The sequence below is a fragment of the Natronolimnohabitans sp. A-GB9 genome, assembly GCF_030848565.1.
In the GTDB taxonomy this organism is placed as follows: domain Archaea; phylum Halobacteriota; class Halobacteria; order Halobacteriales; family Natrialbaceae; genus Natronolimnohabitans.
This window is the reverse complement of record NZ_JAVDDV010000011.1, coordinates 21,101-37,844: the sequence shown is the minus strand read 5'-3', so window position 1 is coordinate 37,844 and position 16,744 is coordinate 21,101. Positions and strand designations below refer to the sequence as shown.

Sequence of the window (16,744 nt, the reverse complement as noted above, 5' to 3'; positions counted from 1 at the left end):
TCGAACACGAAGACGTCGTTCGGGGAGACGGCCACTGCACTCCCTCGAGACGACTCTCGAGTCGGTAGTCTACTGCTCTACCAGCGTTCCCGACATCGACCAGCAGCGCGAGTCGAATCGCCTGACAATGACACCGAAACCAGAATCTAGAACCCAATGAGCGCGAACACAGACTGTCCCGAACCTGATGCACAGACACTCCAAACACTTGCCGACGAACTCGAGCGGCTTCACGAGCGTGTCACTACTCTCGAGGATGAACTTTCCCAAAAGGATGACCGCATAGGTAACCTTGAGGCCGAACTCGAGGAGGCCCACACCGAAAACAAGGATCTCGAAGCACGGCTCGAGGACTTAGAAGAATCACGGACACCGATCGAAGCACGACTGGACGCCCACGAGAAGAAACTCAACGCCAACAAAGACCGCGTCGGTGAACTCCAGGCACGAGAACTCGAGAAGGGTGCGCATCTCCTGGAGGAACATATCGACGAAGGCGAGATCGACGTTGTGGATGGCCGCCTCGAGCGCATCCGCAAAGACGACGGTGAGAGTTACTTCCGATTGCCCGAGAGTGACGACCCACTCGAACGTGGAGGTGATGTCTCCCTCTCGTATGGAGATCTGCTTCCACTCCAGCAGCTCGCGAAGATGGACGAGGATATGCTCCGGGCAACGACATCGGCGCTTCCGTCACGGCTCGCTGCAAAGCTCTGGAAGGCACGTACCGATCCAGCGGTTGGAGACAACCCCTGGCGGAAGGGAAGTGCAAGCGTTCGAGAGTACGTCACCGCCGGCGATATGAAACACTGGATCCGACGGCAGGAGAAGGGGATCAGTGACGACTACGCGAAGAAACTGGTTTCGCGAACGATCGATGCGTTGCTCGATCTCTCGAAAAGCAGGTTGGCAGTCAAAAAGCGGACACAGCGCAAGAACGGCCTCGAGTATACGGAACGTCGCGTCTTGTTGATGGACGATGTCGACATCCCTGGTGAAATGGCCGGTTCCGGAGACACCTGACGTCGACGGTTGCGGGTGTCGCCCGACTACCCACAACCCCTGAGAAGGGTATCACTCTATCCGCCCACCTAATATCCAGCACAAGAGCGGTTGTATGCAGTGTACTGTTACTCTATAGTACGCCGTTTGATCGGTCGTTGTCGGTCTTACTCTAACGACTTCCCTGTAGCTGTGTCTGAAGACGCCAGCTGTCACCGGAAACCTCTCGAGAGCACTGTGGAGATTCTCGGATCGACGTTAATACTGTGCGCTGACTTGACTGGGCCAGTCGGCTGTTGCAAGATAGCGAAGCCACTTATATATCAATCAGCTATTATGCAATAGTATGCTCACTGATGGCGAGCTCCACACCCTCACTGCTCTTCACGGTGAGCAGACGCTCTCCGAGTTCGATGTCAAGTGAGGCCATCACACCACGGTGATACCTATGAACGATACCACGCCGCCGCTGCACCCGATGGAGCGCGAACAGCTTCGGGCCGAATCAACCCTCGTCGTGACTGTCAAGTCGTCCAGTGAGTTCCACGATGATGTCACCGACGGCATTGAAGCACTCGAGCGGGGCGACGCGGTGGATTCCCCGCCGACGCTCTCGTTCACCAGCCACGACGACCTCATGGAGACGCTGACGCCGCGCGTCCTCGATCTCATCGAAGCCATCCGCCAGGAAGAGCCATCCAGCATTAACGAGATTGCACAGGTTGTTGACCGGGACATCAAGAACGTCCACGAAGAACTCAGTCGACTCGCCCAGTTGGGAATCATCTTCTTCGAGGAAGACGACCAGAGCAAGCGCCCGGTCGTCTGGTTCAACGAACTCGTCATCAGTCTCTCGTTCGATCTAGCGACTGACGACACAGTAGCCGCCACACCGTGAAATCGGTCAAATGCACCGTTTCAGCTTTTTAGCGAAGTAGACACCTCGGTGAAGACGACATCGCAGGCTACGTATTTCCTCGGCGTTCCGGAGCGCACGTCCTGTTCACACCTGTTGTTTTTCCTACCCGCATACGTACTCTCGAGTAATGGTCGAGTGTCGCTACTGCGAGCAAACCTTTGAGGAGGAATCTGCGATCCGTGAGCATCTATACGAAGATCATGAACGTAAGGAACTCAGCCGGATTGACCGGAAGCGTGTCGAGCAATACGTCGACGAACACGGATTAGGTGAGAGTGGCAACGAAGAGGCCCAAGAAGCAAGTCAACCCGCTCACCGTGAGCAACGAATAGCCGACACATCAAATGGGACCCACCCTGCTGATGCGTGGGAACTCAGCGACGTCGAAGCCCTCTCGACGGACGAAATTGTCGAAAAACTCGCCGATCACGGCATCGAAACGAGCGAGACGATGTTTCAGAGTCGGATTGAAAATTTCAATTCGGCGACGACACTCTCCGAGCAGTGGGAAGCTGAATACGAGGTTGATGTCACGGGCTATGATCAGGACTTCATCTGGATGGCGGCAGAAGTACTCTGGGAGCGCTGGGCACCCGACACCCCGAACAAAGAACGGATTTACGACTTCGTTCAGGAGGGACGCGATCTCCGCGAGAAAGGAAACCGCGCTGAGGCTTGCGATCGGTGGCTAACTGCCTGGGAGTACATTGTCGCCGTAACACCCGACGAAATCACGACTATCGAGGAAGCAGACCGAAAATTGCCGTCGTTTCTCTTGCTTGAGGCCTTCATTCGATCAGCGGACAACGACCTTGCCACTGTAGCGGAGGACGAGCCGACGTACCACGAGCACCGACTCGAGTTCTGTCAGGAGGTCTGCGAGCAGTTCCCGGATGCATCTGACGAGTTCTTACTCGACTTTCGTCACTTCGTCGCTGACTCGCTTGTGGAATTGGACAGAACCGCCGACAGCAGGGCGGAATTCGAGTCATTCATCGAGGAGTATCCCGAGGATCCTTGGGCATACAAGAAACTCGCAGATAGCTACTGGCTCGAGGACCCAGACGAACTAACGAGAGAGGAGATGGAACGCACTGCAGAACTGTACCGAGCGGCACTGGACGCCGATGGTCCCCTCGAGGGAGCGTCGATAGTAGCCGAGCGCTGTGAGGAAGTGGAGAGTCGACTAGCTGATACAGAGACGTCCAGCCCAGAATGAGCGCTTGAGCACGAGAACTTACTTATTCCATGACGCACTATATGTTTGTAGAGGAGCACACTCCCGTACACCATGGAATTCGAAGAACAACTTCGGTCGCTGGAAGAACGGTATAACATCTCCGAGAGCGAGCGTGCTCGGGAACTCGGACGGACCGTTGCCCAGCTGCGGGACTAACGCGTACGTCTTACTCGCTAGATTCCAGATACTCGAGGAACTCCTGTTTGTCGACCCCATTCTCAAAACGCAGATGCGACGCTCCGGCTCGCGTCACTAACTCGATCATAACGACGCCCGTGGTCGGTGAACATATCCACTCCGAAAAAATACAAAAGCTTTCAACCTACTAATATTAGCACAGGCCTTTATTTTGATCTCCCGATCTCGAGTGCTGCAACTGCGGCTTCAGAATCAACGCCGTATTCGACGGGTACTGTTAAGCGGATGACTGTCGAAACAACCAGACAGAACTGCAATGGCTCGCGTCACAGATCCACGGCCACCACTTCCGGAGTGGATTCTCGAGTGCTACGACCGGCTGTGTACGCAGGCATGTCGGCCGGATGCTGGCGAAGACAGTGTTCCGCTGATCAATTATGACGATGCCACTGACATTCTGGCCACCGATGCAGAGTTAGCACTCGAGCAACGGGACGTCGAGTACGCACTGACGCGTCTCCTCGAGCGGGGCTATTTCTACGAAGTTGAGGACGAACTTCGGATCACATCCCCAGAAGAGCAGTGTTAGCTATTCGTCAAAGAGCTGTCTTGCACGACGGTAGATCGGCGCACCAAGCCAGTCTCGGGTCTTGGCAATCTGCTCGAGTCTATTCTGAGCGTTCTTTGGTTCAAGTACGCCCCGCTTGACGAGCGCCCGGAGTACAATTGGTGAGAGTGCGACCTTGGCAGTTGTGAGATTCTGAATCTCTGGGAGTGCTCGGAGGTCGTCGGTCTGAAGAAATGCAGGTTCAAGCTGCTCTTCCAACCGAATACAACTTGCCTCCCCCTGATCGATCGTTGATGACTCAAATTGTTCTCCATCAACAGTGTGAACAGAGAATTGCGCCTGCTGCTCGAGCACATTCTGAGCTGCCTGTCCATGTGGATCGTCATACTCAGCTGTCTCTTCGAGTTCTTGCAGAATCACACGCGTCGTGTGAACTTCGAACTCAGCGAAGACAAGGTCAACTACCTCGGCTGTGGCTAGCGAAATAAGTGCACTCGTATCGGCAACAATCATTGCCAGCTACAGCCCCGCAAGCTCGTCGGCGAGATTCTCACTTTGGTCAAGAACGGCTTTTGAGGTACGAACCGCTTCGGCGTCTTGGCGACCAATAAACGTTTTGAGGACATCAAAACTGATCTCGTCTTCAAGATATAGCTCGACGATCTCTTCATTGAACGCGTCCTCGTCTTCGATTTCGTCTAGATAGGATTGAAGTGCCTCAGTCACAATCTCCGTCCGATTCTTGTGGGTGATCTTCGCTGCGACATCGGCCTTCTCGACTAATTCATCTGGGATCCGGAAGTTTACTCGAGTCGTTCCCATAGTTGCTCTCTGTACATACAGTGTACCCACAGCTAAATAAAATTGCCCCTCAAGACGACCTTGGTTGTTAATCACTCGAATCCCCGTGTGACCTCGTATCCCTCGAATACGGACTCGAATCCCTCGTCGACGACCTGCTGGACGAGTTCAGCGAACGAACTTCGATTCCCTGGATCCTCAACGAGCGACCGATACGTACTCTCGAAGTGATGTCCATGAGAAGGACGATCCCGACTCGAGGTTTCATGAGCTGCTTCGTGCAACATCACCAGATATAGATCGTGCATCCAGACAGCACGCTGGCGGCTCGTCACGGCCGAGTCGGTGATCACAATGTACGTCCTGCCGTCGGTCCAGGCATCGGCACTCGCCTCGCCGTAGTACACATCTCGCTCAATCCCAAGCTCTCTTGCTAACACTCGAGCGAAGCGAAGATACCGCTGCTGGTCAGCGTTCAATTGCGATTCATCCTCGATGCGATGATAGCCTGTCCACACTCCCTCTGACTCTGCTTGCTCGCCAACGTCGAACGTTTCTGGCACCGTTATCGATGTGTCCTCGTCACTGGCGAGATCACGGAGCCGCTGCGTCGCTGAATCACTTGTATCGAGGACAACGTAGCCACGCTCGACGAGTTTGTCCGCACCTTTCTGGGCACCGTCGACCCACCCGATTTTCGGTGCTGCCTGGATCTCCTCGAGACTGATGCGGGACTCGGTTGCCAGCCGGAACAGTTTGCGATCGGCCCACTGCTCATCCGATTCTGATTCGGATGCCATCGCTTCGATCATCACCTCCCGACTCTCGGCAGTCAGCCGGTCGTCCGAGACATCTGCATACAGATCGTCACGTGCTTGCTCGAGTGCGTCGTCGATCCGCTGCCAGCGGTCACAGCCGGATTGGATGTCGTTACGCGCAAAGTTCAGCGTCAAGTTTCCTTTCGAGACGACGATCCCGCCGAGTCCGTACTCGCGCTTTGTCGTCACGTACAGTCCGTTGCTGTATATGTCGAGCCCATCGTGGGGTGTGTACTCGAGTGCGAGGATCGCATCCTCAGTTTCGCGTGTGAGCGACGGGTGTGGCGAGTCGGCCACTGCCTCGAGTGAATCTCCCTTATCGACTGGCTCGCCGTTGATCACGACCGAGACGCCCGTCCGGGACTGCACGTACGCGAAGCGCTTGCGAAGATCACGAACGTAGCGCCGCCAGCGGTAACTGTCCGGATCCGGTACTTCGTCCTCGTAGTGATCGATCTCGACGAGCATCCCCTCGAGATGATGCTCAGCGTCCACGAGCTGGCCGTCACGACCGCTGATATCTGCCCACGGACCTGAGTCGCGTCGATCTCGGTAGTCAAAACACAGTGCGGTGTCGTGGCTCCAAATACGAACGGCACCTTTCGCAATGATCGCACCCTTACCGATACCCCACTCTCCGATCGTCTCATCATCTGATCGCTGCTTGCTTCCCGCACCAAGCACCGACAGGTTGCGTCGTCCCTCAGTCGACTCGAGGTCAATACCAGCGCCGTCATCGAGGATGAGCGATCGTTCAGGCGAGATACTGACCAGCACACGGGATGACCCAGGACTGTCGATGCCGTTTTGGACCGCTTCACGGATCGCGTCTGTGAGATCCGCCATCTGATCTTCGATAAGGTACGTTGCGACCCGCTCGTCAGCCGTCATCGTCACGGTCTCGTCAGTCGATGGCTGACTGGCCGGCCTCGAGTCAGTTGTCTCGTTCGCGGCGAACTCCGATAACGTCGGATGATCTGTCATGGTGTGCACCCATCTGGCACCACAGAAACCCTACCGCGCGGTCACTTGGCAGCCAGAATGAGCTCCGGTTCGACTTGACGTAGTCTCCCGGTGCTCTCGAAGAATGAGCCGAGTTGCCGAAGCGAAACGACCTATAGCGTCTACTTCGAAGAAGTACTACAGACAGTGAGCAGCGCAAAAGAACGGCTTGAGGACTTGCCACCGAGTGCAAAGTTGGTCTATAAGACGCTGGAATTCGAGGGAGAGTGTACACAGAAAGAACTGGTCTCGGAAACCAGACTTTCATCTCGGACTGTTCGATATGCGATCTCTCGGCTTGAAGAAGAGGAGTTAGTTGAGCAACGAGTGTCCTTTCGAGACGCCCGTCAGAATCTCTATTCACTTTCTGAGTAACCTACAGTCCACGTGGACTTTTGGGAATCTTCGGATTCTTTTGTCTGGTAGCCTGTTCTCAGCGTGTCATAGGTGTAGGATTCTCATAGGTTCGTTTCACATCCTCTACTTAACGATTTACACAGCTCGCATTTCGCGTGTTCCCTGTAAGTCTTGTCAACTGTCGGCTTTGTTCAGTATCTATCCGATAGATAATAGCTGTCGGGAACCATTGTATGACACGTTCATCATCTCTGTCTTACTCGAGAAGCGGTTCACTTTTGGCCCACAAATGTTGGAAGTATTGATCAAACTCGCCAACGACTTGCGAATCTTTAATTCCTACTACACCAATTCGATCCTCACTGGATACTGGGTGTGGGATATCGATCGTCGTCTCTACGTTATCGATCACATCAAATGAAAGTACAACTTCAGAAATCATTCTGACAGTTATGTCTGCCGACTGGTTTTCAACTAGGCGCGGGAATCGGTCAGGGAGTACGGTAACTACCTTTTCACTAAATAGGAGGTCTATAGAGAGATCTTCGCTAGCACCCTCAAAAAAGCCCTCAACTTCAGATTGGAGTGCCTCCCACGTCGCATTCTCGTAGGGTGTCCCAACGGCCGCTTGGACAACGTTTTCCGCAGTTCGCATATGCTGCTGTAACGCTGTGCTCATTTCGTCGCTCCCCAGCGAGCCAAGCCAGAAACTACTCTCCGTCGGTGGTGTTGGAAGAAGGTTCGAACGAATTGTTTTTGCCTTCTCACGGTAACGATCCCACTCTTGTTTCAGTTCATACGCTCGCTCAGCCAGAAGCCTGTCAACGACGGTTTCTGGCTGTATGGCAACGTATCGATTTGGATCGCTTGATTCCCTCCAAATCAGCTTGCGAGCTTCGAGTCCGTTCAGTACGTCATAAATACGGCCTTTTGGAACCCCACTAGTATCGGAAAGTTCGGCCGCTGTCACTGCTCCCGTTACGAGAAGTGCTCGATAGACCTTTTCCTCGTAACTTGAGAGTCCAAGCTCGCCCAATTCCGTCATAGATTATCGTTGTACATCCAAACGAATTGTAAGTGCTGTTTTGTTTCAATAGCCGTATATCAATGACTTCTGGACCTAGCGATATGCATCCATATGTACTGCTTGCTGGTGCAATACTGTCCGAACTAGTCGGTACGACTGCTCTCAAACTTTCTGATGGCTTTTCACAACCGATTCCCAGCCTTGGTGTTATTCTCGGATACGGGATGGCTTTCTATCTGCTCTCCCTGTCGTTAGAAGAATTACCAATCAGTATCGTCTATGCGACGTGGGCAGCATTGGGAATTGTCGGTGTGGCAGTTATTGGTGCCGTTGTTTTTGGCGAGTCAGTCGACCTCGCGGGGGCTTTCGGAATTCTCCTTATTATCGGTGGCGTCTACTGCGTTAACGTCGTGTCGCAGATGTCCGCTCACTAAGAATATCGCAAACTGAACCTGAGGGAAAAAACAACCGAAAAGTGGCACTGTGTTTCAACAACTTTTCGCCCGCTTTTGATTGTTTGTTTACCAACAATGCCCAACCGTTATGATGTGGTCGTCGCTGGGGCAGGTCCAGCGGGGGCGCAGTGTGCTCGAGATCTGGCCAAACGTGGTTACAAGGTTGTCGTTCTAGAAACCGAAGCAGAAGCTGAGTTCCCGTCTCAGAGCAACAAATCCACCGGCGGGACGTTTGCGTCGATGATGACCTCCTTCGGCATCCCAAACGACGTGGTTATGCACGCGACTGAGTCAGTGGTTCTTGAATCACCGAATGAGCATTTCATCCAAGACCAGCCGGGCTTCGTCTTGGACTTCGAGGCGTTCAAAAAGTTCCTCGTTGAGGATGGCCGTGACAAGGGTGCTGAGTATCGGTTTGACGCTCGCGTGCATGAGCCAATCGTTGAAGATGGCGATGTTGTTGGTGTTCGATATAACAGCGATCAGGAAGTCTACAGCGAGATTGTTATTGATGCCACGGGCCCGGCTGCGCCACTGGCCAAAGACTTGAAAATAGCCAATCTTGAGCGAAAGAACCACGCTATTGGCATAGAGTACCTGTTTGAGGGCGTTGATCTCACTCATCCTGATTTTGCTAATCTCACTGATGCGATGATGTTACGGCTGGACCATGAGTACGCACCCGGGGGTTACTCGTGGATCTTCCACACCGGCGATGACACAGCGAAAGTCGGTATCTGTTACATCCAGAATGAGAGCTATCGGGAACACGCCACTCACAATCGTACCGTTGACGGCTATCTCGAACACTGGCTTGATACTGACCCGCGTTTCGAGAACGCTAGACGAATTGCAGATAATCAGGTGCGGGGATCGGCACATGTACAACCCCCAGGATCGATGAGTACCGATTCGTTCATGGCGATTGGTGATACTGTTCCGTCAGTTGATCCTGTGTGGGGAGAGGGGATTTACAAGTGTATGAAATCAGCTCGAGCAGCCGCAATGACTGCCGATCGCTGCCTTACGAAGAAAATTGATACTTCTGCTGAGGAGATGTCGGTCTACGACGACCTCTGGAACGAGCAAGTCGCACCCAGACAAAACCGTCGCTTGATGATGACGAGATTGCTGTACCTCGCATCAAATAAACGATACGACCGGCTTATACGTGATCTAAACAAGATCTCTCGAGATACTCTTTCGGATATTAATGAAGGAAACAAGCGTGAGATTGCAAAACTGTTGTACCCTAGTGATCTATCCTACCTCTGGAAGTACTGGCGAGAAGCGTAATCTCAGTACTTCATGAAGCGTATTAGTACGACAAGAAACAGAGCTTGAGAGACGATCCGGAGTAGCTTTCACTCACTAACTGGTCCAATATTACGCGGGTCAAACTCGCTGAAGCCCCTGGTGTCTCAACTTCATCTACGACGTTTTGAATACGACTACATCGGATGGTGTCACTAGCATGCGGACCTCACCAATTGAGAGCTGAATCTCGAAATCAGTATACTTGCTTGTTGAGTCTACAAGTCAATTGAGGGCTTCGACGTCGATCACTCATCGTTGGCCACCTTGCTGACAACGTCGGCGATTTCTTGGGCAGTCGAACCGATCTGCCCCAGTTAATCGAAGATCGACTCTGGCTTGTCACCGCGTCACACAGCGAGGTGGAATGCCGAGCCGCCTGTATCCAACTCGAAGCATCACTCGATGTAGCCGACTGCTTCGGTCTCGAGTCAGTTGACTCACTCGTGGCGAACTCCGAAAGCGTCGGCTGGTCTGTCATGGTATCCACCCATCTGGAACCACACAAACCGAACCGTGCGGTTACTTGGGAACTGGAATGAATTCCGGTTCGACCTGACGTAGTCTTCTGGTGTTCTCGAGGAATGAGTAGAGATCGTCGTACAGGCCAGTGTCTTCGTCAGTGCCGTCTGCGGATGAGCGTAACGTATACCAGTCACCGATGATCGCACAGAACCGTTGGGCGCGAGTCATCGCGACGTTCAATCGCCGAGGGCCGTCAATGGGACGCCCGAGGAAGCCTGTTTCGCCCGTTGTGTTACTCCGAACCAACGAAATCACGATTGCGACTTTTTCGCTTCCTTGGAAGGAATCGATCGTGTCGACAGTGATGTCCCGTCCAGAATCAAGATATCTCGATAGCTTCTCTCGAATCGCGTTAGCCTGGGCCGTGTATGGCGTAATAACGCTGACTTCGGATGGGCTGAGAGCTGCATCGGCGAGCAGTTCACCGACGATATGGGCAACGAGTCGCACCTCTGCGTCGTTGCGCTTGGAGTGGTCGATCGTCGTCTCGCTTCCACCAATATCGTAGCCGACGAACGCCGGCTGCTCCTCGAGTGCGGTAACGTCACGCCCTTGCCGCAGGGCCCGGTCGTAGAAGCGGCTGTTCGGAAACCAGGCGATATCGCGATGCATCCGGTACTGCGTTCGGAGCTGGATACCGACTCCCTCGTAAATACCGCCGTCAGCGTAGAGGTGTTCGAACAGGGAGAGACCGGCTGCGGACTCCGGCGGTTCTTCGGTTGCACTGAATGGCGGTAATTGCTTGTGATCGCCTGCGAGGATCACTTTGTCCGCTCGCGCAAGCGGAATACACGAGGCGGTGCATGTCGCCTGTGTCGCCTCGTCGAGGACGAGCACATCGAACTCTCGCTCGAGAGTCGCTGCGCTGCTGTTCGTCGCTGCGACGACATCGGCTAGTCCATCGCAGGTGGCATATTGGGTACTAACAACTTCGTTCGATGATCTGCTGGCGTTCACGCGTCGGAGTACGAACTCGCCGGCACCGTGTTGTGCATGGGCGTGCAGTGATCGGTCGTCGGTCTCAGTGGCTGTACTCGAGCCAGCAACGAGATTGTCGACTGCTTGGTTTGAATCGGCACAGACGAGGACGTCGTCCCCAGCCTCGACTGACCGCCTGACGACTTCGACGAGCGTTCGCGTCTTGCCTGTGCCTGGTGGTCCATGAATGCAGAAGAGGTGATCAGCAAGGAGGGCACAGGACACTGCGAGCTCCTGTTCCTGGTTCAGTTCGACGTCTTGCTGACTACTCTTGACACCAGCCGTATCCCCAAAGGTGACTGCTGTGTCGCCTGTCAAGAGCGCGCATTGATCATCACGCTCGCGAACGCGCGCAATTGCAGCAAGTTCGCGCTCGTACGGAACGGGATTCAACAGTTGGGTGAGTGCAAAATCCCGTCGCTTCTGGCGGAGGAACGCACCGACAGTCGACCGGTTCTCGATCGTATACCAGTCGATAGCGAGACTGACGGTTAGTCCCTCAATCGCATCGACTGTCGCTGGAATCGGGAACGCATCTGGTGAGTGCTCTTTGCTTGGTGGGTGGAGGAGCACTTCGTTTCCTTCGAAGATCCGGAATTCGCTCTGGATGACTCGATGCGTGTCATGCTGCCGATCTACTTGCCCGTCATCGATTCTGAATCGGTAGACACCATCTTCTGGGTGGCCAAGGGATGCAAGCGATGGAACCGCACCGAACCCCTCGGTACGGAGTGCTTTGGGCGTCGACGCGGCTGCTTTCGCTCGGTTTTCATCACGTTGGGCGTCCATCTCCGCTTGGACAAACGACTCGAGTTCGTCAAAGAAGGAGTCCGTGTCGTTGTCGTCAGAAAGCGGATTTCGCGGTGGTTCCCGCTCTGCAATTGGTGAGTCGAAGTACGACGGCGGATCGTCAGGTGCGTAATCAGAGTGCCAGAAGCGTACCCGGTCGGCTAGCGACGAGACGGCAAACGTGTCTTGATCGACCGAAGCATAGTCGTCGCCATCATTGTAGATGAAAACATCGCCATGGAGTGCGTGTTCTGTGAAGGCGAGATATTCGCCCGAGAGTGCTGCACTATTGCGTGTATGAAGCGGAATTACGATCCAGCTGTCTTTCTCGGGATGTGAGAGTTGGTCGTGGTAGCTCGCATATTCGACGATCCCATCGATTGGAATGGGGTCATCTCGCACCGGTTCGAACGTCTCGTCTGCCGGTGAATGGAGGGCAGCACTCGAGAGGTCGAACTCACCGATCGCACTCTCGAAGAGGAGAGACATGTCGACCAGAACGAAGCACTTGATCCTAAATTTTCCTGTTCAGTGAAGTCATCACATGGCTAGTAGTTTTGACAGGGAGAGTCACAGACTAACTCTCATGAATTTAATTACCAATATTTCTTGATGAATCGACCGATAAACGGATCTGCGTATTTGCCGAATCGAAATATTTGTAACATATGTTGTTAGTGAATTGAATTATGGATAGAACAGATTGGTTCCTCGCGCTCATCACTTTTTTATTGGCTGTAATCGCTCTCGAAACCGTCACAGTTGATACAAACCAAGTCTTTCGGGATATTGGTGGCAGTGTCTCTCTATTGGTAATCTTCCTCTTGCCACTCTATCTTCTTGTTCACGTCGTGGTGAACCATCATGATGAGCCAGACTGGTCAGATGGTAATTGAGTCCTCTATACGACACACTGATTGCTTTAGCCGATCGGCTATCGTTGAGGTTACACGGGAGCAGGTAGTTTTACTTCCATTCCAAGGCTCACCTCTATGTGCCTGTTTCTCAAACTATTACATAGACCGGCAGAAAATCCCTGAACCTAAGAGTACCGAACCTAAAACACCACCCACTGAACCACGACAATGGATCTTGACCCCGACCGGTACCGCCAAATGAGCAAGCGAGAAATCCTCCGAGAGCTCATTGAGCATGTAGTAACCTCTAAAGATGATCAAGAGGAGAAGGAACACCGGAGCGGGAAGTCCACGGACCTCAATCTCTATCTCTTAGACAACCAGGGATACGAGATTGGATCACTCGACGACTACATTAATCAGATCACGAAGAGTGGGCGAATTAGTGGACATGCACAGAATTACGTAGCGAAGCACACCTTCTCAGAAGAAGTCGTAGATGACGAAACAGCGATCGTCAATATCACCACGCCCGAAAAATCGAGGACCGACGACTCTGTTTGGATTCAGCAGGGAGAGTACATTTGGGTTCTCACAACTGTGCGTCAAGAGTGGCGAGAAAAGACGATAGAGAAACTAATCAAATACCTCCCACAGGTTGAACGGTTGTACCTATCGTCCGAGTACCTTGATGCCCTCACGCAAGAGGATATCATCCAAGACTCCTATATTTCAGGATTCACCTCACAATATCATGCGCCCTACGCGGACAGACACGCAACACTTCGCTTCCATGGTGGACGCAGGAACGATCTCGAGAAAGCAGAGAAGTATTTCAATGCGAAACCCACTCGGATTGAGTTCGACCAAACAAACAGTCCCGAAGCTGCAATTCAGGGAGCGAGTACAAACGATGGGCGTCTATCATTCCAGTCGGTAGTTGATGGATCACAAGACAAGGCAGTTGAGACGTTGCTAAGCGTTTCTGAGGAATACCAGGAACTGGATAAGGCGAATTTCGAAATTGATCACGCTCCAAAGCACAACAGCTTCGAGAACGGGTTTTCGGTAGACGGGTTCACAGCTATCGAACTCACGGATCCCGATCGAGACAATGAGACAGATTACTCATTGATTGAGGAGTTGAAGGAAAACGTCCTGAACGGTCCACAATATAAATTCGGCCAGCGGGATGAAAATACGCTACGAGTATACGATACTCAGCATGAGGAGATTTTTGATCTTGCTGTAGAGCCTCCGGACATCATCATCTATCCCCGTGAGCCAGCAACTGCGATGAGTCTCAGAGACATTGTACAGCAGATTTACGAATACGACTCGACATACTCCCAAGAGAAAGTCGAGAATCCTGTTGCGGCACCATAATAGAAATGTCGGAGTCGCCAGAAGTCGATCGGCAATTTAGAGAAAAACAAACCTATAATCTATTCTTTAGCGCCATGACAGCTCGTGCATCTCCTTGCCTTGCTGATCTTGGATGGCGCATGCCGATCAAGTTCGGAGAAATCAACGATTCATACTCTGGCGTCAATTCAGAGCCGGATTTCGTGCTGTACGATGGAGACACCTGCCTGCTTGTCGAGATCAAATCTGGAAATAATATCGGGGATAGACACATCAAGCAGATGCGGCGGTGTAATGAACTCACCATCGACGGTGTGGAAGAAGAACTCAAGAATGCGAATGTACGTGAGAAGACACCGTATGATGGGTCAGTCCAGACGATTGACCGTTGCATTGTCTATCACGACATCGATGATGATTGGGTAGGTCAATGTCGGAACGAGTGGGAAAACTGCCAAGAGCAACTTGAGAGACTTGAGGAAGAAGCAGCGGTTCTCACTCAGGACTTCGGTGGGCAGTTACGCCGGGTGGCTGGTGAATTCAAATCAGGTCGTCTCCAGAATCGATTCGATAGGGGGATTGAACTACCTGAGAACCCGAAGGAGGAATTCGTATTGACTGAGCAGATGGAGAAAGAGATCCTTGCGGTTGCCATCTGCGGGATTTGGGGTGAACAGTCGATGGGATATGAAGATCCAGTGCAGGTGAGTGTGAATCAGGTCCGAGATCATTTTGCACCGGTGTTTAACCTGCCTCCTGACAGAGTTAATCGAGTACTCTATTACTTGCAGGAGATCGGTGCGTGTGATCACATAGAGGACCTGACGTACGAGTTCTCACATGATCATATTTCGGAGGTGTTGCAAATCACCCAGACGGTGCGTGAGAGTCGGGTTGAGGATGTTCTCGAGGATGTTGATGAGGATCATATCCCAGATGAGCAGCAAACGACATTGGATATGATCTCTGAGGAGGGAATCGCTGATGGGAGTGGCAAGGAAAACGTTGACGAAGATGGCAGCAACGAAGAAGAAAGTGATTCTGACGACTCAACCGTAGAGTGACTACGGTCAGGATCCCCTCCTGATTATTTGTGAGTTATATTACGTGTTAACCGGTTATCTAGTATGGTTGGTATCGTATATTCCGGTATTTGAGTGGTAGGATCAAGAATAGCTGGGGCCTTGGATGTTGCTCCGGTAACGCCTTCACCTGTACTTATCATTCATTGCGATTACCAGCTCAACAGATCAAATAGTCTATGACAGCCTTGTTTTGGCGTCCCGTTCTACGAAGTTTTGACCGCGGCCACATCGGATGGTGTCACTACCACACGGAATTCACCAACCGAGAACCAAATCTCGAGATCGGTCTGTGGACCCGTCGAGTCCACGACCCGCTCGAGGGCTTCGACGTCGATCACTCGCTGCAGTTGGTATTCGTCACGAGCGAGACCCTGCTCTTCGAGCGCATGAACAATCTCGAGCAGAAGCGGCTCGTCAGTCATCAGCCATCACCTCGTCGACAACGTCGATGATCTCCTGGGCGGTCGAACTAATCCGCTCGAGTCGATCGAGGATCGTCTTCGGTTCGTCCCCCTCCCACGCGGCGAGGTAGAACGCTGACCCACTCGTGTCCAGCCCGAAATACCGACCGACGATGTAGGCAACGGCTTCAGCCTCGAGTTCGCGTTTCGACCGTTCGTCTTCAGTATCGATACCACCGTGCAGCAGTGCGTGCGCGTACTCGTGAACGAGTGTGACGGCGAGATCTGCCTCGTTTTCACGATCGCGGACTTCCACGAGTGGCTGCTTCTCCAGGCGATACTGACAGACGCCCTTGGCGCTGCCGTGAGACCACTTTCGAGGAGACACGAACTCGACAGCTACCTCGAGCGAGGACGCCGCCTCGAGGAGTGCTGGGATCAATTCGCCGGCGTTGCCGTTCGCTTCGGTCTCGAGTTCTGGAAGTGGTTCGCCTTTTGTCTGCGAGATATCGAAGACCGGCGCGGGTCGAAAGCCCACGAGTCCCTTGTTCCAGTCGTCAGGCTCAGTGTCGTTATACTCACAGTCGCTACGTTCGTGGTACGATGGCGAGTTTCCGCATTCAGGACACTGTTTCGCGATAATCGGTGCCCAGATCCAGATTGCTTTTTCACCCTCACTCACGTGCCGATCGAACTCGTTCTGCCACGTTCGGTAGCCAGCAACGCGCGTTGCGTGGGGACACTGGAGTTTGATCAACAGCGTATTTCGGTAAGAGTAGTCGTGGAAGCGACTCTGGACATCCAACCATTGTTTGAATTGCTCGCTCGAGACGGCGGAATTGACCTCATTGACGAGGTCCTGAATCCATGCTTCGATCGTACTGTGCATCTCGTCGTGCCGGGTGTCCGAATCGTCGAACGTCTCCCGGGTGCTGCTGCTCGTAGCCATGTTTGATCACTGCTTCTCGAATCGAATCGAACTGAACTCGAGAAGACCTCCGCCCCTCAGCGGGTCTCAAAAAACACGCCAGACTCGAGCAGTTGTAAGCTCGTTAGTCAGCGGATGTCGAAATTCAGAGCGAGCATGGCAACTGGTGCTGACT

Annotated in this window: 17 protein-coding genes; 10 read left to right on the top strand and 7 right to left on the bottom strand. The window is 53.0% G+C overall.

All coding sequences use genetic code 11. The features are described 5' to 3' along the window. The first annotated feature begins 156 nt into the window (after positions 1–156). The 4 genes from RBH26_RS14440 (at position 157) to RBH26_RS14425 (ending at position 3,888) form a co-directional block, all read left to right on the top strand. Positions 157–1,023, top strand: coding sequence for a hypothetical protein (locus tag RBH26_RS14440; protein WP_306759081.1), 867 nt, complete (start codon positions 157–159; stop codon positions 1,021–1,023). A 427-nt stretch (positions 1,024–1,450) separates the two neighbouring features. After that, positions 1,451–1,900, top strand: coding sequence for a hypothetical protein (locus tag RBH26_RS14435; RefSeq protein ID WP_306759080.1), 450 nt, complete (start codon positions 1,451–1,453; stop codon positions 1,898–1,900). 148 nt (positions 1,901–2,048) lie between these two features. Then, complete coding sequence (locus tag RBH26_RS14430; protein WP_306759079.1) at positions 2,049–3,140, top strand: tetratricopeptide repeat protein; 1,092 nt, start codon at positions 2,049–2,051, stop codon at positions 3,138–3,140. Between the two features lie 475 nt (positions 3,141–3,615). Further along, complete coding sequence (locus tag RBH26_RS14425; RefSeq protein ID WP_306759078.1) at positions 3,616–3,888, top strand: hypothetical protein; 273 nt, start codon at positions 3,616–3,618, stop codon at positions 3,886–3,888. Here the strand turns inward: RBH26_RS14425 and RBH26_RS14420 are convergent, their stop codons facing one another. The 3 genes from RBH26_RS14420 to RBH26_RS14410 form a co-directional block, all read right to left on the bottom strand. Then, positions 3,889–4,380, bottom strand: coding sequence for a hypothetical protein (locus RBH26_RS14420; protein ID WP_306759077.1), 492 nt, complete (start codon positions 4,378–4,380; stop codon positions 3,889–3,891). Positions 4,381–4,386: 6 nt separating this feature from the next. After that, a complete protein-coding gene (locus tag RBH26_RS14415) occupies positions 4,387–4,689 on the bottom strand; it encodes a ribbon-helix-helix protein, CopG family (RefSeq protein WP_006066862.1) in 303 nt (100 codons plus the stop codon). A 71-nt stretch (positions 4,690–4,760) separates the two neighbouring features. Continuing rightward, positions 4,761–6,470, bottom strand: a complete 1,710-nt coding sequence (locus RBH26_RS14410; RefSeq protein WP_306759076.1) for an ATP-binding protein — start codon at positions 6,468–6,470, stop codon at positions 4,761–4,763. 165 nt (positions 6,471–6,635) lie between these two features. Here RBH26_RS14410 and RBH26_RS14405 point away from each other — a divergent pair, with 165 nt between their 5' ends. Beyond that, positions 6,636–6,863, top strand: a complete 228-nt coding sequence (locus RBH26_RS14405) for a helix-turn-helix domain-containing protein (protein ID WP_345784085.1) — start codon at positions 6,636–6,638, stop codon at positions 6,861–6,863. 238 nt (positions 6,864–7,101) lie between these two features. Here the strand turns inward: RBH26_RS14405 and RBH26_RS14400 are convergent, their stop codons facing one another. After that, positions 7,102–7,890: a helix-turn-helix domain-containing protein gene (locus tag RBH26_RS14400; protein ID WP_306759074.1), complete on the bottom strand. Its 789-nt coding sequence runs from the start codon at positions 7,888–7,890 to the stop codon at positions 7,102–7,104. Between the two features lie 83 nt (positions 7,891–7,973). Here RBH26_RS14400 and RBH26_RS14395 point away from each other — a divergent pair, with 83 nt between their 5' ends. Beyond that, positions 7,974–8,306, top strand: coding sequence for an SMR family transporter (locus tag RBH26_RS14395; RefSeq protein WP_306759073.1), 333 nt, complete (start codon positions 7,974–7,976; stop codon positions 8,304–8,306). A 96-nt stretch (positions 8,307–8,402) separates the two neighbouring features. After that, positions 8,403–9,623 carry a digeranylgeranylglycerophospholipid reductase gene (locus RBH26_RS14390; RefSeq protein WP_306759072.1) on the top strand — a complete coding sequence of 407 codons (1,221 nt, stop codon included), beginning with the start codon at positions 8,403–8,405 and terminating at the stop codon, positions 9,621–9,623. 540 nt (positions 9,624–10,163) lie between these two features. Here RBH26_RS14390 and RBH26_RS14385 read toward each other — a convergent pair. Continuing rightward, positions 10,164–12,422 (bottom strand): AAA domain-containing protein, encoded by a 2,259-nt coding sequence (locus RBH26_RS14385; protein ID WP_306759071.1) that lies wholly within the window; start codon positions 12,420–12,422, stop codon positions 10,164–10,166. A 200-nt stretch (positions 12,423–12,622) separates the two neighbouring features. Here RBH26_RS14385 and RBH26_RS14380 point away from each other — a divergent pair, with 200 nt between their 5' ends. The 3 genes from RBH26_RS14380 (at position 12,623) to RBH26_RS14370 (ending at position 15,219) form a co-directional block, all read left to right on the top strand. Continuing rightward, complete coding sequence (locus tag RBH26_RS14380; protein WP_306759070.1) at positions 12,623–12,829, top strand: hypothetical protein; 207 nt, start codon at positions 12,623–12,625, stop codon at positions 12,827–12,829. Positions 12,830–13,048: 219 nt separating this feature from the next. Further along, entirely contained in the window at positions 13,049–14,176 is a 1,128-nt protein-coding gene (locus RBH26_RS14375; RefSeq protein ID WP_306759069.1) for a hypothetical protein, read from the top strand. Between the two features lie 5 nt (positions 14,177–14,181). Then, entirely contained in the window at positions 14,182–15,219 is a 1,038-nt protein-coding gene (locus RBH26_RS14370; RefSeq protein WP_306759068.1) for a hypothetical protein, read from the top strand. A 224-nt stretch (positions 15,220–15,443) separates the two neighbouring features. Here the strand turns inward: RBH26_RS14370 and RBH26_RS14365 are convergent, their stop codons facing one another. Beyond that, positions 15,444–15,662: a HalOD1 output domain-containing protein gene (locus RBH26_RS14365; RefSeq protein ID WP_306759067.1), complete on the bottom strand. Its 219-nt coding sequence runs from the start codon at positions 15,660–15,662 to the stop codon at positions 15,444–15,446. Further along, positions 15,655–16,590 carry an ImmA/IrrE family metallo-endopeptidase gene (locus RBH26_RS14360; protein ID WP_306759066.1) on the bottom strand — a complete coding sequence of 312 codons (936 nt, stop codon included), beginning with the start codon at positions 16,588–16,590 and terminating at the stop codon, positions 15,655–15,657. The genes RBH26_RS14365 and RBH26_RS14360 overlap by 8 nt, the downstream gene beginning before the upstream one ends. Between the last annotated feature and the right edge of the window lie 154 nt (positions 16,591–16,744).